Below are 17,654 nucleotides of genomic sequence, written 5' to 3'. Positions count from 1 at the left end.
CTGCGCAGACACGGAGGAGGCGAGCCATGAGCCAGCAGACAGACCGACCGTCGCTGAAGACCTTCAGCGCCCAGGCCGACCGGAACGGTCAGGATCTCGGCCAGGACTCGCCCCTCGACGTGGGGCTGGCGGCCCGGACCCAGGCCGATCTGAAGCGCGATCCGGCCGGGGACGCAGACGCAGCGCGGATCGCCTCGGGCACGCCCGGCTCCGATGCCACGGATGCGACCGAGGCGGAGACGCCGCGCGAGAACCTCGACGCCCTCAACGGCAAGACCGGGACCGGCGCGGATCTGAGCGAGGCGATCAACCGGGCGACCGCGGCGGTCGGCCAGGACGACGGTAAACGCTGATGGTCCAGCCGACGCGCGACTCCGGGACGGCGACCCGCAAGCCCGACGACGCGGTCGGCTCCCCCGGGGGACCGGCTGCCGGCGGCGGTCTTCAGACCGCCGAGCAGGCAGCCATCACCGATATGGGCGCCGCGCCCCGAACGGAACCCAAGGACGGCTGGGGCAGCACCGGTGACCCGGGACGGGCACCGCCGGCAATCGGCGGTTCGTCCGGCGGACAGTCCGACCGGAAGGCCGCGGCGGCGACCGACGACAGCATTGCGGGCGGCCTGTCCCGCGCGGAGCGGGAGACCCGGGATGACTGACCGCAAGGAGACCGACGCGAAGCCGGACAAGCCGAAGAACGTCGCGCCGGATGCCGTCAAGGACCCGAACGAGAAGACTGACGGCAAACCGGGGCTCGGGCCGCAGGGCGGCGAGACCCAGCAGGACGAGACGGATCCCGGCGGCAGCTGACCAGCCCGAATTTTTTGGGACCTCGTACGTGTCGTACGCCCTGGGTCGTTCGTAATCCGTTTCGCCACGGCCCGCCGTGGAGACGGGTCAGTCCTTGTCGAGCGACAGGTCCGGCGCGTCCGGATTCTTCATGCCGACGACGTGGTAGCCGGCATCCACGTGAAGGATCTCGCCGGTCATGCCGGCGGCCATGTCGGAGACGAGATACGCCGCCGTCTCGCCGACCTCGCCGATGGTCACGGTCCGGCGCAGGGGTGCGTTGTACTCGTTCCACTTCAGGATGTAGCGGAAGTCGCCGATCCCCGAGGCGGCCAGCGTCTTGATCGGGCCAGCGGAGATCGCGTTGACCCGGATGTTCTTCGGGCCGAGATCGGCCGCGAGGTAACGCACAGAGGCCTCGAGCGCCGCCTTGGCGACGCCCATGACGTTGTAGTGCGGCATCCATTTCTCGGCGCCGTAATAGGTCAGCGTCACAAGCGAGCCGCCGGGGCGCATGATCTTCTCGGCACGCTGGGCCACCGCCGTGAACGAGTAGCATGAGACCAGGAGCGACTTGGTGAAGTTCTCCTCCGAGGTCTCGATGTAGCGGCCGGTCAGCTCGTCCTTGTCGGAGAAGGCCACGCAGTGGACGACGAAGTCGATCCCGTCGGTGAAGACCCGGGCCGCCTCCGCGAACACCGCGTCGATCGTGGCCGCTTCGGTCACGTCGCAATGGCCGATGACGTGGGCGTCGACTTCCCTCGCCAGCGGCTCGACCCGCTTGCGCAGGGCATCGCCCTGATAGGTGAAGGCGAGCTCCGCCCCGTGGGCGCGGGCGCTGCGGGCGATGCCCCAGGCGATCGAGCGGTTGTTGGCGACACCCAGGACGATGCCCCGCTTGCCCGCCAGAAGCCCCTGCCCGTGTTCCGCCATGATCGATCCCGAAGCCTCGCGACACCTCGCGGCGCCGGGGCGTCTCCTTAGCGGAGGCGGCCCGGCGACGGAAGTCCGGGGCGCCCCCGCGCGTTCAGGCCGCCTTGGCGCCGCGGCGGGCGCGGGCGAAGTCCATGAGCGCAGCGTCCTCGCCCGCCGGCAGGACGATGGCGGTTGTGGCGAACAGGTCGCCGGGGCTGCCGTCCTTCTTCGGCAGGCCCTTGCCGCGCAGGCGGAAGGTGCGGCCCGAACTCGTCATCGCTGGGATCTTCATCTCCACCGGTCCGGTCAGCGTCGGCACGCGGATCGTGCCGCCGAGCACGGCATCCTCGAGGGGGACATCGACCGTGGTCCGCAGATCCGGACCGTCGACGGTGAAATTCGGGTGCGGCCGGATCCGGATGGTCAGCAGCGCGTCGCCGGGCTCACCGCGCGGACCGGCGCTCTGGCCGAGCCCGCGGAGGCGGATGGCCTGGCCATCGATCACCCCGCGCGGGATGACCACGTCCACCTCCCGCCCGGTGGGCAGGTACAGGCGCAGCTTCTCCTCGCTGACGACCTGCTCCAGGGTCACGGATAGCTCGGCGGCGATGTCCTCGCCCTTGGCGGCCTGGCGCTGGGCGCCGGGGCCGGCCCCGCCCGCGCGGAACGCCTCGCCGAAGATATGCGAGAAGATGTCCTCGCCCATCCCGCCGGCCATGCCGGCGCCCATGCCGCCCTGCCGGCTGCGGGCCATGTTCTCGAAGTCGAATCCACCGGCCCGTCCGCCGCCGAATCCCTCGAAGCCGGTCGCGCGGGGCTTGCCGTCGGCGTCGATCTCGCCGCGGTCGAACTGCTTGCGCTTCTCGGCGTCGCCCAGGATCTCGTAGGCGGAATTGGCCTCGGCGAACCGGTCCTTGGCCTTCACGTCGTTCGCGTTGCGGTCGGGGTGGAAGTCCTTGGCGAGCTTGCGATAGGCCTTCTTGATGTCGGCCTCGCTCGCCCCCTTGGCCACGCCCAGCACGTCGTAGGGATTGCGCATGGAACTCTTGGCTGTGCGGTGTCGGGTTTCCACCCGGATGTGGGAAGGCTGTTGCATACCTGCAACGGTCCTGGGGGCGAAAGTCTGCGGGTTCGCGGCCGGCGTCAAGCGGTCCCCCTCGTCCCGGAGTATTGGGGGACATAACTTCGTTTCGGCACAGGCCCGCGCAGCGTGACTGGAGCTGCGCTGACGCCGAATCGCGAGGAACTGGAGGTCCGATGCAATATGCCTGCGACCACGTCCATCTGCGCAGCCGCGACGCCGTGCAGGCCGCGCGGTTCTATGTCGAGACCTTCGGGGCCCGGGAGGTGAAGCGCGTCGGCGCCGACCCCGTGCAGCGGGTGGTCCTGGATCTCGGCGGGCTGACCGTGTTCATCGAGCAGGCGCCCGCCGAGACGGCGCCGGCCGCATCCACCCCTTGCTTCGGCATCGAGCATATCGGACTGCGGGTCGCCGATATCGAAGCGGCCATGGCCGATCTCACGACCCGCGGCGTCCCCGTCCGGACCGGCATCACCGAACGGGGGCCGGGGCTGCGGATCGCCTTCGTGGAGGGGCCGGACGGGGCGCTGATCGAGATCCTGGAGCGCGGATCCGTCTGATGGGGGCCCTGTTCGGACCCGGCGGATCCCGCGCCGGCGCGCTTGCGCTGCTTCTGGCCCAGTTCCTGGTCCTGGCGGGCGCAGCCGCGGCCCGCCCCTTCACCGACGCGGCCGGCCGGACCGTCGAGCTGCCCGAACGGATCGAGCGGGTCCTGGCCGCCGGCCCCCCGGCCTCGGTGCTGCTCTACACCCTGGCGCCGGACAGGATGGTCGGCTGGGTCAGCGCCCCCCGGCCCGAGGCGCTGCCCTATCTCGAGCCCCGCACCCGAGCGCTCCCGGCCTATGGCCGCCTGACCGGGCGCGGCGGCACCGCCAACGTCGAGAGCGTGCTCGCCGCCAAGCCCGACCTGATCGTCGATTCGGGCAGCCTCGGACCGACCTATGCGTCGCTGGCCGACCGGGTCCAGGCTCAGACCGGCATCCCCTACATCCTGCTCGACGGCAGCTTCGCCAAGATCCCCGAATCCTACCGGCAGCTCGGGGCGGCCCTGGGCCGGCAGGCCGAGGCGGACGCCCTCGCGGCCTACGCAGAGGACCTGACCGGCGCGGTGGCGAAGGCGGTCGGATCCATCCCGGAGGATCGGCGGCCGCGCGTCTACTACGCTCGGGGGCCGCGCGGACTGGAGACCGGGTTCTCCGGCTCGATCAACACCGAACTCGTGGAGGCGGCCGGCGGCCGGAACGTCGCGCAGGGCGGCGACGGGCGCCTCGGCGCGGTCTCCCTGGAGCAGGTCCTGGCCTGGGATCCCGACGTGATCGTCACCCTCGATCCGGGTTTCGCGACCGGTGTGCGGACGGATCCGCTCTGGCGGGACCTGCGGGCGGTGCGGGACGGCCGGATCTACCTGGCGCCGCAACAGCCGTTTCCGTGGTTCGACGCGCCGCCGGGCGTCAACCGGCTGATCGGCCTGCGCTGGCTGGCGGGGCTGCTCCACCGGGACCTGTTCCCGCAGCCGATGGCGGAGGTCGTGCGCGACTTTTACCACCGCTTCTATCACGTCGACCTCGACGCCGCGCAGGCGGCCGCACTGCTCGATCCGACGCAAGCGGGTGCAACGCCGTGAGCCGATCCCCCTCCGCCGCGGCCCCGGTGCGGGCGCACCGGAGCGTCCCGGCCCCGGCGGCGCTCCTGGCCGGGGCCGTCCTCCTGGCGCTGTCCGTGCTCGCGCTGGCGGTCGGCAAGTATCCGGTCACCCTGACGGATCTGGCCAACGTGCTCGGCCACCGGCTGCTCGGCCTGCCGGCCCGGGCGCCGGCGGCGGTGGAGACAGTGGTGATGCAGGTGCGCCTGCCCCGGGTCGTGGCCGCCCTGGTGGTCGGCGGGGCCCTCTCGGCGGCGGGGGCAACCTATCAGGGGCTGTTCCGCAATCCACTCGTCTCGCCCGACATCCTCGGCGTCTCGGCCGGAGCCGGGCTCGGGGCGGTGCTGGGGATCTATCTCGGCCTTCCGGTCGCGCCGATCCAGGCGCTCGCCTTCCTGGGCGGACTCGCGGCCGTCGCGGCGGTGTACGGCGTCGGGCTCGCGGTCCGGCGCAACGATCCGGTCCTGACGCTGGTGCTGGCGGGCGTGGCGGTGGGCGCGGTGCTCGGCGCGGGTATCTCGCTCCTGAAGGTGCTCGCCGATCCCTATAACCAGCTGCCGGCGATCACCTTCTGGCTCCTCGGCAGCCTCACGTCGGTGACTCTGGGCGATGTCGGCGCGGTGCTGCCGATGATGCTAGTCGGCCTCGCGCCCCTGGTGCTGCTGCGCTGGCGGATGAACCTGATGAGCCTCGGGGACGAGGAGGCCCGGGCCCTCGGCGTGGAGACGCGGGTCCTGCGCCCCATCCTGATCGCCGGGGCGACCCTGATCACCGCGGCGGCGGTCTCGATGACCGGGGTGATCGGCTGGATCGGGCTGATCGTGCCCCACATCGCCCGCCTGCTCGTCGGGCCGGACTACCGCCGGCTGCTGCCGGCCTCCCTGGCGCTCGGGGCCGGCTACCTCCTCGCCGTCGACCTGATCGCCCGCACCGTCGGGACGATCGAGGTGCCCCTCGGGATCCTCACGGCCCTGGTCGGCGCCCCTTTCTTCCTGTGGCTGCTGGCGGCCGGACGCGGCCGGATCGGATGACGCTGCTGCAGGTCGAGGATCTCGCCTTCGGCTACGGCGACCGGACCGTCGGAGCGGGGGTCTCGTTCGGCATCGCGGCGGGCCAGGTGATGTGCCTGCTCGGGCCCAATGGCGGCGGCAAGACGACCCTGCTCAAGACCGTGCTGGGCCTGCTTCCGGCCCGGGCGGGGCGGATCCGGCTCGACAGGTCGGACCTGTCCCGGCTGTCGCGGACCGAGACCGCCCGGGCGGTCGCCGCCGTGCCGCAGGCGCACGCGGCCTACTTCCCGTTCACGGTCCGCGAGATGGTGGTGATGGGGCGGGCGAGCCGGCTCGGGCCGTTCGCCACGCCCGGCCCATCCGACGAGGCGGCCGCCGAGCGGGCGCTCGCCACCCTGGGGATCGGGCACCTAGCCGGGACGGTCTATACCGAGATCAGCGGCGGCGAACGGCAGCTCGCCCTGATCGCCCGGGCGCTCAGCGGGGCGCCGCGGCTCCTGATCATGGACGAACCCACCGCGAGCCTCGATTTCGGCAACCAGGCCCGGGTCCTCGGCCAGGTCCGCCGCCTGGCCCGGGCCGGCATCGCCGTGCTGTTCTCGACCCACGATCCCGGCCACGCCCTGCTCTGCGCCGACCGCGTCATCGCCCTGCACGACGGTGGGGTTGCCGCCTGCGGACCCTCCGCCGAGACGGTCACCCCGGCGCTGCTGCGCCGGATCTACGGGATCGACGTGGTGATGGCGACGGTGCCCGGCATCGCGGCGCCGGTCTGCGCGCCGGTCATCGACTGACTGCTATCCCACGCCGCCGCGGGTTGCCGCATTCATAGCCCGGGATACCGCCGCCGGAACGAACCCAGGCTTGTTCGCCTCAGGCACACCTATTTGTCCGTGCAAAGCCCCTGCTCGGACAACCGCTTGTGCTCCCGGGGATCGCAATCGGTCGAGAGGAACGAGGCCCAGTCCGACGGCGTGCCGTAGAAGGCGTTCCGGTCGACGTCGCCCTGCACCCCCGGCACGCGGCCCGTGGAGGTGAATTGCCAGAGCATCCACTTGCGATTGACGAAGCGCTCCTCCGGCTCCGCCGCGGTGGAGCGCAGCCAATGCGGGTAATCCGGCAGCTCGCCCTCCAGCACGTCCTTGTGGAAGGTGATGTCGGTGTAGATGATCGGCCGCTTGCCGGTGTAGCGCTCCATCTCCTCGAGCATCTCGGTGACCATCGCCAGGGCCTGCGCCCGGGGCAGCTTCTTGGGGCAGGTCTGCGAGTGGCCGTTCCACTCGACGTCGAGTACGGGCGGGAGGGCGGCCGGGTCGTTCGGCACGTTCTTCCGGAACCACTCCATCTGCTCCTTCGCGGAGCGGCACCAGAACACGAAGTGGTAGGCCCCCCGCGGGACGCCGGCCCGGGCCGCCCCGTCCCAATTGGTGCGGAAGCGCTCGTCGACGTGGTCGCCGCCTTCGGTCGCCTTGATGAAGGCGAACTGCGTTCCGGAGGCCCGGACCGAGGCCCAATCGACGTTGCCCTGCCACTTCGAGATGTCGATGCCCTGGATCGGGTGGAGCTTCGCCTTGGCCACGCCCGGATGGGGCTTCGCGTCGCCCTTGGTCGGGTAGAAATCGCGATTCGACGCACAGGCCGCGAGGCCGGCGAGAATCACCGCCGCCGCGAACCGTCCGGCGAGCCGGCGAGCCGCCCTCAGCCGATGGCTCATGCCCGGAATCCGGCAGGGGGAGGACGTGTGCGAAAACTGGTCGATCCGCGACATCAGTGTTTAGCCCGCCACCGAAGATGCGCCTCAGACAGGCGTATTCGATGGCCCCGGCGCGGTTAACGGACCTTTGCGATCATTGCGGCGGAATTCCGAGATGCGTTGCAACGCCGCGACATACGCAGGACATCCCAGGGTGTTGCACAGGGTGACACCCGGCTAAGTGCCGGGCCTGACACACGAGTTCGGTCACGCCGCCGTGAACAAGCAAATCTTTACCATAGGGTACGAAGGGCTCGAGTCGGAGCACGTCCCCGGAATCCTGAGCGCCGCCGGTGTCGCCGTCCTGGCGGATGTCCGGGCGGTGGCGAATTCGCGCAAGCGCGGCTTCTCGAAGGGCGCCCTCGGGTCAGCCCTGCGGGATTCCGGGCTCGGCTACACGCATCTGCGCAGCCTCGGAACCCCGAAATCCGGCCGCCTGGCGGCCCGGGCGGGGGACGCGGCGCTGATGCGCCGGATCTACTGCGAGGAAGTGCTCGACACGGCCGCCGGACAGGCGAGTCTCGACGACCTCGCCGCCCTGGCCGAGGCCGCTCCGCTCTGCCTGCTCTGCTTCGAGCGCGATCCGGCCTTTTGCCACCGGCGCGTCCTGACGGAGCGCCTGGGCGAGCGGGGCTTCACGGTCAGGGATCTTTGAGGGGCGTTCCGGGTCACGGGGGTTACGCAAACCGGGGCCGGGTCGCCTCTCCGTGAGATCTTTCAGGAGACGAGGCGCCCCCAGCGTGCCGCGCACCTCCCTCCCCCCTCTGTGGGGGAGACGCGCGGCGCCGGCTCGTCACGCGGAAAAGCGCGAATCCGTCGGGGATCCGTGCACAGGCTGCATGCGTGCACCGATCGCGCCGGCGAGCTTCCGAAGCGGGCGCAGGGTGGCGGCGAGTCGCGAGGGCGGGGCGATGCGCCGCGTCCGCCGGTCCAGGTCGGCCACCGGCTCGACGGGCATGTAGAGCGCGTCGAGGAACGGGATTTCCAGCTGCGTCGCGCCGGTCTCGTCGGTGATCACCATGGTCGCGTCGAGCAACCGCGGGTCGCCGCCGTGCTGGCGCATCAGGCCCTGCACGATCATGCGCGCGGTCGCCCGGGCGGCGTCGGCGTTGGCAACCCATTGTGCCGCCGAAGCGGGCAGCGACGCGCCGCCGAAGCGGACGAGGAAATGGGCGTGGATCATAGGGAGGCTCCTCGGGAGGGCCGAATACGTGCCTCAGGCCGCCTGCGCACCGTCGGCCGGCTCGGCATCCTCGGTCGCCGGCCGCGGGTCGAAGGCGTCGGCCAGGAGTTCGAGGCGCCGCGCCATATCGCGCACCTCGTTCAGGGCGATCGACTTCTGGCCCTCTTTGACCGCGCGGGTGATGTCGCTGACCTGCGTGGTGGCGATCCGCTTCAGTTCCTCGGCGAGTTGCTGGCAGGTCATCATCGCGTCCGGGCTCGGCTTGTCGATCTGAGCCTGGACCGTGGCGCGCGGGCGCTTACCAAGGCGTTGCGCCGGGCCGCGACGCCTGTGGACAAGATGGGGCGTGCGGCGCCGACTCAATCCTGAAGATGGCGCGCCGCGATGATCGAGGCCGCGGTGCGGTTCTCCACGCCGAGCTTGGCGTAGATGCCTTCGAGATGCTTGGTGACGGTCCGATGGCTCAATCCGAGGATCTCGCCGATGTCGCGGCTCGACTTGCCGCGCGAGAGCCAGAGGAGGACCTCCGCCTCCCGGCCCGTGACGGGCAGGCGCGCCCGCAGCCGCTCGACCCCCGCCGCCTGCGCCTCGCGCGACAGGCGCAGCAGAATCTCGTCCGGCGTGCGGCCGATGAAGCTGAGGGCGTAGGCGACCCCGTCCCGGTCGGTCAGCGACAGGGTGCCGGTCGCACCGGCGAGGCAGCCCCGCAGCCATTCCCGGGCCCGCGGCGGCAGGGCGAAGACGTCGGACGGCTCGGCGCCGAGCCCGGCCAGCAGTCGACCGGCCTGCGGCGTCGACCACAGCACGGTCCCGTCCTCCGCGACGGCGAACAGGGTCCGCCCCGCCGTGTCGAGGGCCGCTCGCGCGCTCTGCGCAGCGCGGGCGCTGGCCAGATGGACGCGGATCCGGGCCAGGATCTCGTCGGGGGCGATGGGCTTGGTGACGTAGTCGATCCCGCCGGCAGAGAGACCCTTCACGATGTGCTCGGTCTCGCTCAGGCCCGTCATGAAGATCACCGGCACGCCGGCGAGCTGCGGCTTGGCCTTGAGCCGGCGGCAGGTCTCGAACCCGTCCATGCCGGGCATCACGGCGTCGAGGAGGATCACGTCGGGGGTGATCTCGTCCACCAGCGCCAGGGCGAGGTCGCCGCCCACCGCCACCAAGACGGTGGCGCCGGAGCGCTCGATCGCCTCGGTGAGAAAGCTCAAGGTGTCGGGGGAATCGTCGACCACCAGGACCACGTCCCGGTGCGGCCGTGGGGTCGGGGCGTCAGCCATTGCGGGCGAGCCCCTGCAGCACCGAGAGGTAGCGGCGCAGGTCATAGCCCTCCACCAGCCCGCGCATCTGCTCCACGAAGGCCGGGGGTACCGACGTATCCGCCTCCATGCGGTCGAGCTTGGCCTCGATGGCCCGGATATGGCCGATCCGCCCGAGGCGCAGCAATTCGCCGACATGTTCCGGGCCGGGATGACCGATCTCCGCGAGCGCCGGGACGCGGGCAGGCGGGAGCGGCGCCGGATCGGTCCATTCGAGGTGCAGGAGCTTTCCGATCCGCTCCAGCACGTCGCGCAGATCGAAGGGTTTTGCGAAGATCGCGTCGTGGGGGGCATCGTCGCCCCGCACCGGGCTGATCTCGTGGACGTTGGCCGACATCATGGCGATCGGACCGGTATGCCCCTCCGCCCGCAGGGCCGCCGCGGCGGCCCAGCCGCTCATTCCCGGCATGGCGATGTCGAGCAGGATCAGGTCGATCCCGCCCTCGGCCACGGCCGCAAGGCAGTCCGGTCCCGAGCCCGCCTCGATCACGAGGATCCCGTGCGGCTCCAGGATCGCCCGCATCAGGGCGCGGTGGGCGGTATCGTCGTCGGCCACCAGGACGGTGCGCCGGGCACCCACATAGGCCCGTTCCGGCGTCTGCGCGGGGGCCGGCAGGACGATGGGCGCGGGCTCGGCCACCGAAGACAGCATCAGCCGCAGTCGGGCCTGCGTGCCGCCCCCGGGCGCCGACGCCACGGTGATCTCGCCGCCGAGGAGCTGCGCCAGCAGGTTGGCGATGGTCAGCCCCAGCCCCGTGCCGGGCGTGCTGCGGGCCGCCGGCGTGGAGCCCCGTTCGAAGGGCTCGAAGATCCGCGCGCGATCCGCCTCCGGGATGCCGGGCCCGGTGTCGCGGATCGTGAACGCCGCGATCTGGCTCCGGTAGCTGAGGTCCAGCGAGACCGTGCCGGCCTCCGTGAACTTGATGGCGTTCGACAGCAGGTTGAGCAGCACCTGCCGCAGCCGCTTCTCGTCGGTGGCGACCACCGCCGGCAGGATCTCGGGCCGCGAGAAGCGGAACTCCAGCCCCGCCTCCCGCGCCTGGAGCCGGACCATGTCGACCAGCTGGTCGAGGAAATCGGACAGCCGGACCTCGTCCCGGTGGATCTGGAGGCGGCCGGCCTCCATGCGCGAGATGTCGAGCAGGCCGTCGATCAGCCCGGACAGGTGCTGGCCGCTGCGTCGGATCACCCGGATGGCGTTGAGGCGGTGGGCCGGGATTGCCGGATCGGATTCGAGGAGCTGCGCGTAGCCGAGCACGGTGGAGAGCGGCGTGCGCAACTCGTGGCTGATCCCGATCACGTAGCGGCTCTTGGCCTGGTTGGCCGCCTCCGCCCGCTCCTTGGCCTCCTGCAGCTTGGCATCGGTGACCTTATGGGCGGCGATCTCCGCCTGGTAGAGCGCGGTCTGGCGCATCGTCTCGGCCTGGGCGACGCGGCGGCTCTCGTGGGCGAGGACGAACAGCCATGCTACGACGCCGAGGATCACTGTGAGGGTGAAGAACACGCTGGTGAGCGCACCGCGCAGGAACGCGCTGTGCTCCGGATGCGCGATGGTCGCCCCGGCATGCACGATCCCGAGGATCAGGCCGATCACCGCGCACAGCGTCAGCATCACCGCCAGGTAGCGGCCGAGCGGCGCGCCGATCCAGGCGGCGGTGCGGCCCGGGAGGATCCGCGCGACCGCCGCCTGCGCCTGCGCTTCCAGCCGGCCGTGCGGCTTGCACAGGTCGCCGCAGCGGGCGTCCAGCGAGCAGCAGAGCGAGCAGATCGGCGCGTCGTAGGCCGGGCAATGGGCCATGTCCTCCGCCTCGAAGGGGAGTTCGCAGACCCGGCAGACCACCTCCGCGGTCGGCCAGTCGGTCTTCGGAGCGCGGGCGAGATACCAGCGCCCCGCCGTCGCCCAGGCGATCGCGGGGGCGGCGCAGAACGCGATCACCAGGGTCAGGAGCGGCGCGAAGGGCTGAAGGCCGGGACCGAGCAGCCCGGTATAGGCGAAGCCGCCGCCGGCGAGCGCCAGCACCATCGCGCCGGTCCCGACGGGATTCACCGCGTAGAGATGGGCGCGCTTGAACTCGATGCCGGGCGGCGAGAGCCCGAGGGGCTTGTTGACCGCGAGGTCGGCGGCGAGCGCACCGACCCAGGCCGAGACCACCGAGGCGTAGAGGGGCAGCGTGCTCGCGATCGTCTTGTCGATGCCAAGTTCCATCAGCAGCAGCGCGATGGCGACATTGAAGACCAGCCACACGACCCGGCCGGGGTGGCTGTGCGTCAGCCGGGAGAAGAAGTTCGACCACGCGATCGAGCCGGCATAGGCGTTGGTCAGGTTGATCTTGAGTTGCGAGACCACCACGAAGAGGCCGGTGATCAGCAGGGTCGCCCGGCTGCTCTCCCCGGTCAGGTAGCCGAAAGCCACCGCGTACATGCGGGTCGGTTCGGCCGCGTGTTCGGGCGGCACGCCGTGGCCGAGCACCAGGATCGCGAGCGCGGCGCCGAGCAGGATCTTGAGCATCCCGGGCAGGATCCAGCCGGCGCCCCCGGCCAGCACCGGGAGCCACCACCGGTGATCGCGCGGGCCGTTGGGTTCCGGCACGAAGCGCAGGAAGTCGACCTGCTCGCCGACCTGGGCGAGCAGCGCCAGCAGGACGCCCGTCGCGAGCCCGAACCGGGCGAGGTCGAGACCGGCGCCGCCGTCGAGGCCCGGGAAGTGGACGAGGGCGCGCAGCGGCTCCGCCCCCTGCCCCGCCACGAAGGCCAGGGGCAGCAGGCTCAGGGCGATCCAGAGCGGCTGCGTCCAGATCTGGAAGCGGCTGATCAGGCGGATGCCGTAGACCACGAGCGGGATCACCGTCCCCGCGCAGAGGAGATAGCCGATCCCCAGCGGCAGCCCGAAGCAGAGCTGCAGCGCCAGCGCCATGATCGCCGCCTCGATGGCGAAGAACAGGAACGTGAAGCTCGCGTAGATCAGGGACGTGACGGTGGAGCCGAGATAGCCGAACCCCGCCCCGCGGGTCAGGAGATCCATGTCGACCCCGTGGCGGGCGGCATAGACGGTGATCGGCGTCGCCGTTGCGAAGATGATCAGGCCGACGACGAGGACCGCCGCCAGGGTGTTGGGGAAGCCCGCCGTGAGGGCGAGCGTCCCGCCGATCGCCTCCAGCGCCAGGAACGAGACCGATCCCAGCGCCGTCTGCGCCACCTCGAAGCCGGACCAGCGCCGCGCCTTCTTGGCGGTGAACCGGAGGGCGTAATCCTCCAGCGTCTCGTCGGCGACGAAGCGGTTGTAGTCCCGGCGGATCGGGATGATGCGTTGCGGCCCGTTCATCGCACCGCGATCACGCACGCGCGCGAGAAAACGAGCGTCCGGGGAAACCCCGCGCTCCCCCTCGTACCCTTGAAACGCACCCGTCGGAATCCTGCGTCGCGATCATGCGCTTTATGCAAGAAAAGGGCCATACGCAAAACAGCGTATAGGCCGCAGCGCAACCGAGGTCCTAGCCTGCACCCGTCGATCCGCGGCCGCCTCTCAAGGCCCCGGACGCGAACAGGGTCAGGCAGATGGCAGACGACACCGACACCGGCGCGGATCAAGGCTTGCGTTCCCCGTTGCGGCGCAGGCTGCTCATGGGCCTGGCCGGCGCACCGGCGCTGGCGCTGATGCCCCGGGGCGCCTGGGCGGCGGCCCCGACCTCCGCGGTCAACACCACCGGCCTCGCGGTGACCGACACCGAGGTGACGGTCGGCATCCTGCACTCCATCACCGGCACGATGGCGATCTCGGAGACGGGCGCGCAGGAAGCGGAAAAACTCGCGATCCAGCAGATCAACGACGCCGGCGGCGTCCTCGGCCGCAAGATCAAGATCATCCAGGAAGACGGCGCCTCCGATTGGCCGACCTTCGCCGAGAAGGCCAAGAAGCTCCTGGTCAACGACCATTGCGCCGCCGTGATGGGCTGCTGGACCTCGGCCTCGCGTAAGGCGGTGCTGCCGGTGTTCGAGCAGTATAACGGGCTCCTGTACTACCCGACCTTCTACGAGGGCCTGGAGCAGTCGAAGAACGTCTTCTACACTGGTCAGGAGGCCACGCAGCAGATCCTCGCCGGCCTCGACTGGGTCCACAAGGAGAAGGGCGGCGACAGCTTCTACTTCATCGGCTCGGACTACATCTGGCCGCGCACCTCAAACAAGATCGCCCGCAAGCACGTCGAGAACGTGCTCAAGGGTAAGGTCGTCGGCGAGGAATACTTCCCGCTCGGCCACACCCAATTCAACTCGGTGATCAACAAGATCAAGCTGACCAAGCCGAAGGTGATCTTCGCGGACGTGGTCGGCGGCTCGAACGTGGCGTTCTACAAGCAGCTCAAGGCGGCCGGCATCGACCTGTCCAAGCAGGTGCTGATGACGATCTCGGTGACCGAGGACGAGATCGACGGCATCGGCGGCGAGAACATCGCCGGCGCCTATGCGTGCATGAAGTACTTCCAGTCGATCGAGAACGACAACAACAAGGCCTTCGTCGCCGCCTTCAAGAAGATGTGGGGCGAGAAAACGGTGATCGGTGACGTGACCCAGGCGGCCTATCTCGGGCCGTTCCTGTGGAAGATGGCCTGCGAGAAGGCCGGCTCCTTCGACGTCGACAAGGTCGTGGCGGCCTCGCCGGGGCTCGAGTTCAAGGGCGCGCCCGAGGGCTACGTCAGGATCGACGAGAACCATCACCTCTGGTCAAAGACCCGGGTCGGCAAGGCCAAGCCGGATGGCCAGTTCGAGATTGTCTACACCAGCCCCGAGCTGATCAAGCCGGATCCGTTCCCGAAGGGCTATCAGTAGCCTCGCCGATTCTCCCCTCCCCCCTCTGCGGGGGAGGGTGGCCCCCGAAGGGGGTCGGGAGAGGGGAGCGACGGTGCAGGATGACGCACTGCCCCTCACCACACACGCAGCTTCTTCCGGAAGCCGGGTTCCCCTCTCCCGACCCCTGCTGACGCAGGGGCCACCCTCCCCCGCAGAGGGGGGAGGGAGAGCGCTCCGGGCTTCAGTCAGGCATTCCCAAGCGCCGGAGACCGAAACCATGCTCGGCGACTATTCCCTCGGCGACCTCGGCGCGATCTTCGCCATGCAGGGCTTCGCCGGCCTGATCCTGTTCTCCGTCTACCTGCTGATGGCGCTTGGGCTCGCGATCATCTTCGGCCAGATGGGCGTGATCAACATGGCCCACGGGGAGTTCATGATCCTCGGGGCCTACGTCACCTATCTCTGCTCGACCTTCTTCCAGTCCTACCTGCCGGCGCTGTTCCCGATCTACTTTTTCGTGGCGATGGGCCTCGCCTTCCTCGCCTCCGGGGCACTCGGGATGCTGGTCGAGTGGAGCCTGATCCGGTTCCTATACAAGCGCCCGCTCGACACGCTGCTCGCCACCTGGGGCCTGTCGCTGATCCTGCAGCAGGCCTACCGGTCGATCTTCGGCGCCCGCGAGGTCGGCGTCGAGCTGCCGTCCTGGCTGATCGGCTCGGTGCAGGTCACCGACACGATCGAGATCCCGATCAACGGCCTGTTCGTCATGGCGGTAACCATCCTGATCACCGTGAGCGTCGCGCTCCTGATTTACCGCTCGCGCTTCGGCCAGCAGGTCCGGGCCGTGATGTCGAACCGCGCCATGGCGGGGGCGGTCGGCATCGATACCGAGAAGGTCGACCGCTACACCTTCGGCCTCGGCTGCGGCATCGCGGGGATCGCCGGCTCGGCCTTCACGATGATCGGCTCCACCGGGCCAACCTCGGGCCAGCTCTACATCGTCGACACCTTCCTGATCGTCGTGTTCGGCGGCGCCGCGAGCCTGCTCGGCACCATCGCGTCGGCCTTCTCGATCTCCCAGACGCAGTCGACCCTGGAATTCTTCCTCTCCGGCTCGATGGCCAAGGTGATCACCCTGCTCGCGGTGGTCGGCATCCTGATGCTGCGGCCGCAGGGCCTCTTCACCCTCAAGGTCCGGCGCTGAGGATTTTCCGATGACCAATCCGGTCCAGACCCTGACCAAATCGGTCACCGTCAACGACAACCCGTTCATGAAGCCGGTGGAGTGGCTGAGCCTCCTCCTCCTGGCCGGGGTGATCCTCGTGGTCCTGCCCCTGGCGCTCGACGGGTTCCGCCTCAACCTGGTCGGCAAGTACCTGACCTACGCCTTCGTGGCCCTCGGGCTGGTGATCTGCTGGGGCTACGCCGGCATCCTGTCGCTGGGCCAGGGTGTCTTCTTCGGATTGGGCGGCTACTGCATGGCGATGTACTTGAAGCTGGAGGCTTCGAGCGTCGCCAACACAAAAATCCAGTCGACGCCGGGCATCCCGGACTTCATGGACTGGAACCAGATCACGGCGATCCCCTGGTTCTGGCAGCCGTTCAAGAGCCTGCCGCTGACCCTGATCCTGGTGGTGGCGGTCCCGGTCCTGTTCGCGATGCTGATCTCCTACGCGATGTTCAAGCGCCGGGTCGGCGGCACCTACTTCGCCATCATCACCCAGGCGATCGCCGCGATCCTGACGATCCTGATCGTCGGCCAGCAGGGCTATACCGGCGGCATCAACGGCATCACCGACCTGCGCACCCTCCACGGCTGGGATATCCGCACCGACCACGCCAAGGTGATCCTGTACTTCGTCAACGGCGGCCTGCTGCTCGCCTGCATCCTGGCGGCGCAATACGTGAAGAAGTCGAAGCTCGGCCGCATCCTGGTCGCGATGCGCGACAAGGAGGACCGAGTCCGCTTCTCCGGCTACTCGGTGGCGGGCTTCAAGGTCTTCGCCTTCTGCTTGGCGGCGGCCTTCGCGGCCATCGGCGGGGCGATGTTCACCCTCCAGGTCGGGTTCATGTCGCCCTCCTTCGTGGGCATCGTGCCGTCGATCGAGATGGTGATCTACGCCGCCGTCGGCGGGCGTCTGTCGCTGTTCGGCGCGGTCTGGGGCACGCTGCTCGTCAATTGGGCCAAGACCAGCTTCTCCGAGAGTTTTCCGGATCTCTGGCTGTTCGGCCTCGGCGCCCTGTTCATCGCCGTGGTCCTCGCCTTCCCGAACGGTCTCGCCGGCATCTGGCGCGAGCACATCGAGCCCCGCCTGACCCGCCGGGTGAAGGGGCTGCGGGCCCCGCCGTCCGCCGTCGCCCCGCCCCACGGCGCTCCGGCCGAGTGAGGACATCATGAACGCCGCGATCCTCTCCTCCCCCGTGGTCGGCGCCGAGGCGGCCCCGCCCGATCACCTCCTCGCCGTCGAGGCGCTGACGGTCTCGTTCGACGGGTTCAAGGCGGTCAACGACGTGTCGTTCTACGTCGAACCCGATGAGATCCGGGTGATCATCGGCCCGAACGGCGCCGGCAAGACCACGGTGCTCGACCTGATCTGCGGGCGCACGAAGGCCAGCGCCGGCTCGATCAAGTACAAGGGCCAGGAGCTGACCAAGCTCTCCGAGAGCGCGATCGTCCAGGCCGGGGTCGGCCGCAAGTTCCAGACGCCGTCGATCTACGACGACCTCACGGTGTTCGAGAACCTGGAGATCTCGTTCCCCCGGGGCCGCTCGGTGTTCGGCGCCCTGACATTCAAGCGGGATGCGGAAGTCCGCGACCGCATCCACGCCATCGCCGAGACGATCTTCTTGAAGGATCAGCTGAAGGAGCGGGCCGAGTTCCTGAGCCACGGCCAGAAGCAGTGGCTGGAGATCGGCATGCTGCTGATTCAGGACCCGGAACTCCTGATGCTCGACGAGCCGGTGGCCGGGATGAGCGTCGGCGAGCGGATCAAGACCGCCGAACTCCTCAACCAGATCATCAAGGGCCGCTCGGTGCTGGTGATCGAGCACGACATGAAGTTCGTCGAGGACATCGCCCACCGTGTGACGGTCCTGCATCAGGGCAAGGTGCTTTCCGAAGGGTCGATGGAGCGGGTCAAGAACGACCCGAAGGTCATCGAAGTGTATTTGGGACATTGAC

The 17,654-nt window shown here is 69.7% G+C and carries 19 protein-coding genes; 12 read left to right on the top strand and 7 right to left on the bottom strand.

The genetic code is table 11. The features are described 5' to 3' along the window. The first annotated feature begins 26 nt into the window (after positions 1-26). From AC3IF1_RS09400 to AC3IF1_RS09390, 3 genes are read left to right on the top strand one after another with little or no spacing between them, the layout of a single operon-like run. Positions 27-353, top strand: a complete 327-nt coding sequence (locus tag AC3IF1_RS09400) for a hypothetical protein (protein WP_489217324.1) — start codon at positions 27-29, stop codon at positions 351-353. After that, on the top strand, positions 353-658 hold the full coding sequence (locus tag AC3IF1_RS09395; protein ID WP_489217323.1) for a hypothetical protein: 306 nt from the start codon (positions 353-355) through the stop codon (positions 656-658). Before AC3IF1_RS09400 ends, AC3IF1_RS09395 begins: the two co-directional genes overlap by 1 nt. Next, positions 651-809, top strand: a complete 159-nt coding sequence (locus AC3IF1_RS09390; protein WP_489217322.1) for a hypothetical protein — start codon at positions 651-653, stop codon at positions 807-809. Before AC3IF1_RS09395 ends, AC3IF1_RS09390 begins: the two co-directional genes overlap by 8 nt. An 87-nt stretch (positions 810-896) precedes the next feature. On the opposite strand, the gene fabI is transcribed toward AC3IF1_RS09390, so the two are convergent. Both fabI and AC3IF1_RS09380 read right to left on the bottom strand, forming a co-directional pair. Continuing rightward, complete coding sequence (fabI, locus tag AC3IF1_RS09385) at positions 897-1,721, bottom strand: enoyl-ACP reductase FabI (protein ID WP_489217321.1); 825 nt, start codon at positions 1,719-1,721, stop codon at positions 897-899. A 94-nt stretch (positions 1,722-1,815) separates the two neighbouring features. After that, complete coding sequence (locus AC3IF1_RS09380) at positions 1,816-2,742, bottom strand: DnaJ C-terminal domain-containing protein (RefSeq protein ID WP_243968620.1); 927 nt, start codon at positions 2,740-2,742, stop codon at positions 1,816-1,818. 218 nt (positions 2,743-2,960) lie between these two features. On the opposite strand from AC3IF1_RS09380, the gene AC3IF1_RS09375 reads away from it, so the two are divergent. Genes AC3IF1_RS09375 through AC3IF1_RS09360 form a run of 4 tightly spaced genes read left to right on the top strand, consistent with a single transcriptional unit; the run spans position 2,961 to position 6,230 of the window. Beyond that, positions 2,961-3,344, top strand: coding sequence for a VOC family protein (locus AC3IF1_RS09375; RefSeq protein WP_489217320.1), 384 nt, complete (start codon positions 2,961-2,963; stop codon positions 3,342-3,344). Continuing rightward, on the top strand, positions 3,344-4,408 hold the full coding sequence (locus tag AC3IF1_RS09370; protein WP_489217319.1) for an iron ABC transporter substrate-binding protein: 1,065 nt from the start codon (positions 3,344-3,346) through the stop codon (positions 4,406-4,408). The genes AC3IF1_RS09375 and AC3IF1_RS09370 overlap by 1 nt, the downstream gene beginning before the upstream one ends. Continuing rightward, on the top strand, positions 4,405-5,457 hold the full coding sequence (locus AC3IF1_RS09365) for a FecCD family ABC transporter permease (protein WP_489217318.1): 1,053 nt from the start codon (positions 4,405-4,407) through the stop codon (positions 5,455-5,457). Before AC3IF1_RS09370 ends, AC3IF1_RS09365 begins: the two co-directional genes overlap by 4 nt. Next, positions 5,454-6,230, top strand: a complete 777-nt coding sequence (locus AC3IF1_RS09360) for an ABC transporter ATP-binding protein (protein ID WP_489217317.1) — start codon at positions 5,454-5,456, stop codon at positions 6,228-6,230. The genes AC3IF1_RS09365 and AC3IF1_RS09360 overlap by 4 nt, the downstream gene beginning before the upstream one ends. 89 nt (positions 6,231-6,319) lie before the next feature. On the opposite strand, the gene AC3IF1_RS09355 is transcribed toward AC3IF1_RS09360, so the two are convergent. Further along, positions 6,320-7,150 carry a glycoside hydrolase family 25 protein gene (locus AC3IF1_RS09355; RefSeq protein WP_243968629.1) on the bottom strand — a complete coding sequence of 277 codons (831 nt, stop codon included), beginning with the start codon at positions 7,148-7,150 and terminating at the stop codon, positions 6,320-6,322. Positions 7,151-7,406: 256 nt separating this feature from the next. Between AC3IF1_RS09355 and AC3IF1_RS09350 the strand changes: the two genes are divergently transcribed. Beyond that, entirely contained in the window at positions 7,407-7,844 is a 438-nt protein-coding gene (locus AC3IF1_RS09350) for a DUF488 domain-containing protein (protein ID WP_489217316.1), read from the top strand. 138 nt (positions 7,845-7,982) lie between these two features. Here AC3IF1_RS09350 and AC3IF1_RS09345 read toward each other — a convergent pair whose 3' ends face one another. From AC3IF1_RS09345 to AC3IF1_RS09330, 4 genes are all read right to left on the bottom strand, one after another. Then, positions 7,983-8,372 carry a DUF6894 family protein gene (locus tag AC3IF1_RS09345; RefSeq protein WP_489217315.1) on the bottom strand — a complete coding sequence of 130 codons (390 nt, stop codon included), beginning with the start codon at positions 8,370-8,372 and terminating at the stop codon, positions 7,983-7,985. A 33-nt stretch (positions 8,373-8,405) separates the two neighbouring features. Next, a complete protein-coding gene (locus AC3IF1_RS09340) occupies positions 8,406-8,618 on the bottom strand; it encodes a hypothetical protein (RefSeq protein WP_409564812.1) in 213 nt (70 codons plus the stop codon). A 113-nt stretch (positions 8,619-8,731) separates the two neighbouring features. Next, positions 8,732-9,649, bottom strand: coding sequence for a response regulator (locus AC3IF1_RS09335; RefSeq protein WP_489217314.1), 918 nt, complete (start codon positions 9,647-9,649; stop codon positions 8,732-8,734). Continuing rightward, entirely contained in the window at positions 9,642-13,010 is a 3,369-nt protein-coding gene (locus AC3IF1_RS09330) for an ATP-binding protein (protein WP_489217313.1), read from the bottom strand. Before AC3IF1_RS09330 ends, AC3IF1_RS09335 begins: the two co-directional genes overlap by 8 nt. Before the next feature lie 233 nt (positions 13,011-13,243). Here AC3IF1_RS09330 and urtA point away from each other — a divergent pair, with 233 nt between their 5' ends. The 4 genes from urtA to urtD all read left to right on the top strand — a co-directional run bounded on the left by urtA (position 13,244) and on the right by urtD (position 17,653). Beyond that, positions 13,244-14,512, top strand: coding sequence for an urea ABC transporter substrate-binding protein (gene urtA / locus AC3IF1_RS09325; protein ID WP_243969332.1), 1,269 nt, complete (start codon positions 13,244-13,246; stop codon positions 14,510-14,512). A gap of 238 nt (positions 14,513-14,750) precedes the next feature. Continuing rightward, entirely contained in the window at positions 14,751-15,677 is a 927-nt protein-coding gene (gene urtB / locus AC3IF1_RS09320) for an urea ABC transporter permease subunit UrtB (protein ID WP_243966582.1), read from the top strand. A 10-nt stretch (positions 15,678-15,687) separates the two neighbouring features. After that, complete coding sequence (gene urtC, locus AC3IF1_RS09315) at positions 15,688-16,860, top strand: urea ABC transporter permease subunit UrtC (RefSeq protein ID WP_243966583.1); 1,173 nt, start codon at positions 15,688-15,690, stop codon at positions 16,858-16,860. A 7-nt stretch (positions 16,861-16,867) separates the two neighbouring features. After that, positions 16,868-17,653 carry an urea ABC transporter ATP-binding protein UrtD gene (gene urtD, locus AC3IF1_RS09310; RefSeq protein ID WP_243966584.1) on the top strand — a complete coding sequence of 262 codons (786 nt, stop codon included), beginning with the start codon at positions 16,868-16,870 and terminating at the stop codon, positions 17,651-17,653. Position 17,654 lies beyond the last annotated feature (1 nt).

Source organism: Methylobacterium sp. E-012 (assembly GCF_057836545.1).
This window is presented reverse-complemented; position numbering and strand designations above follow the sequence as displayed.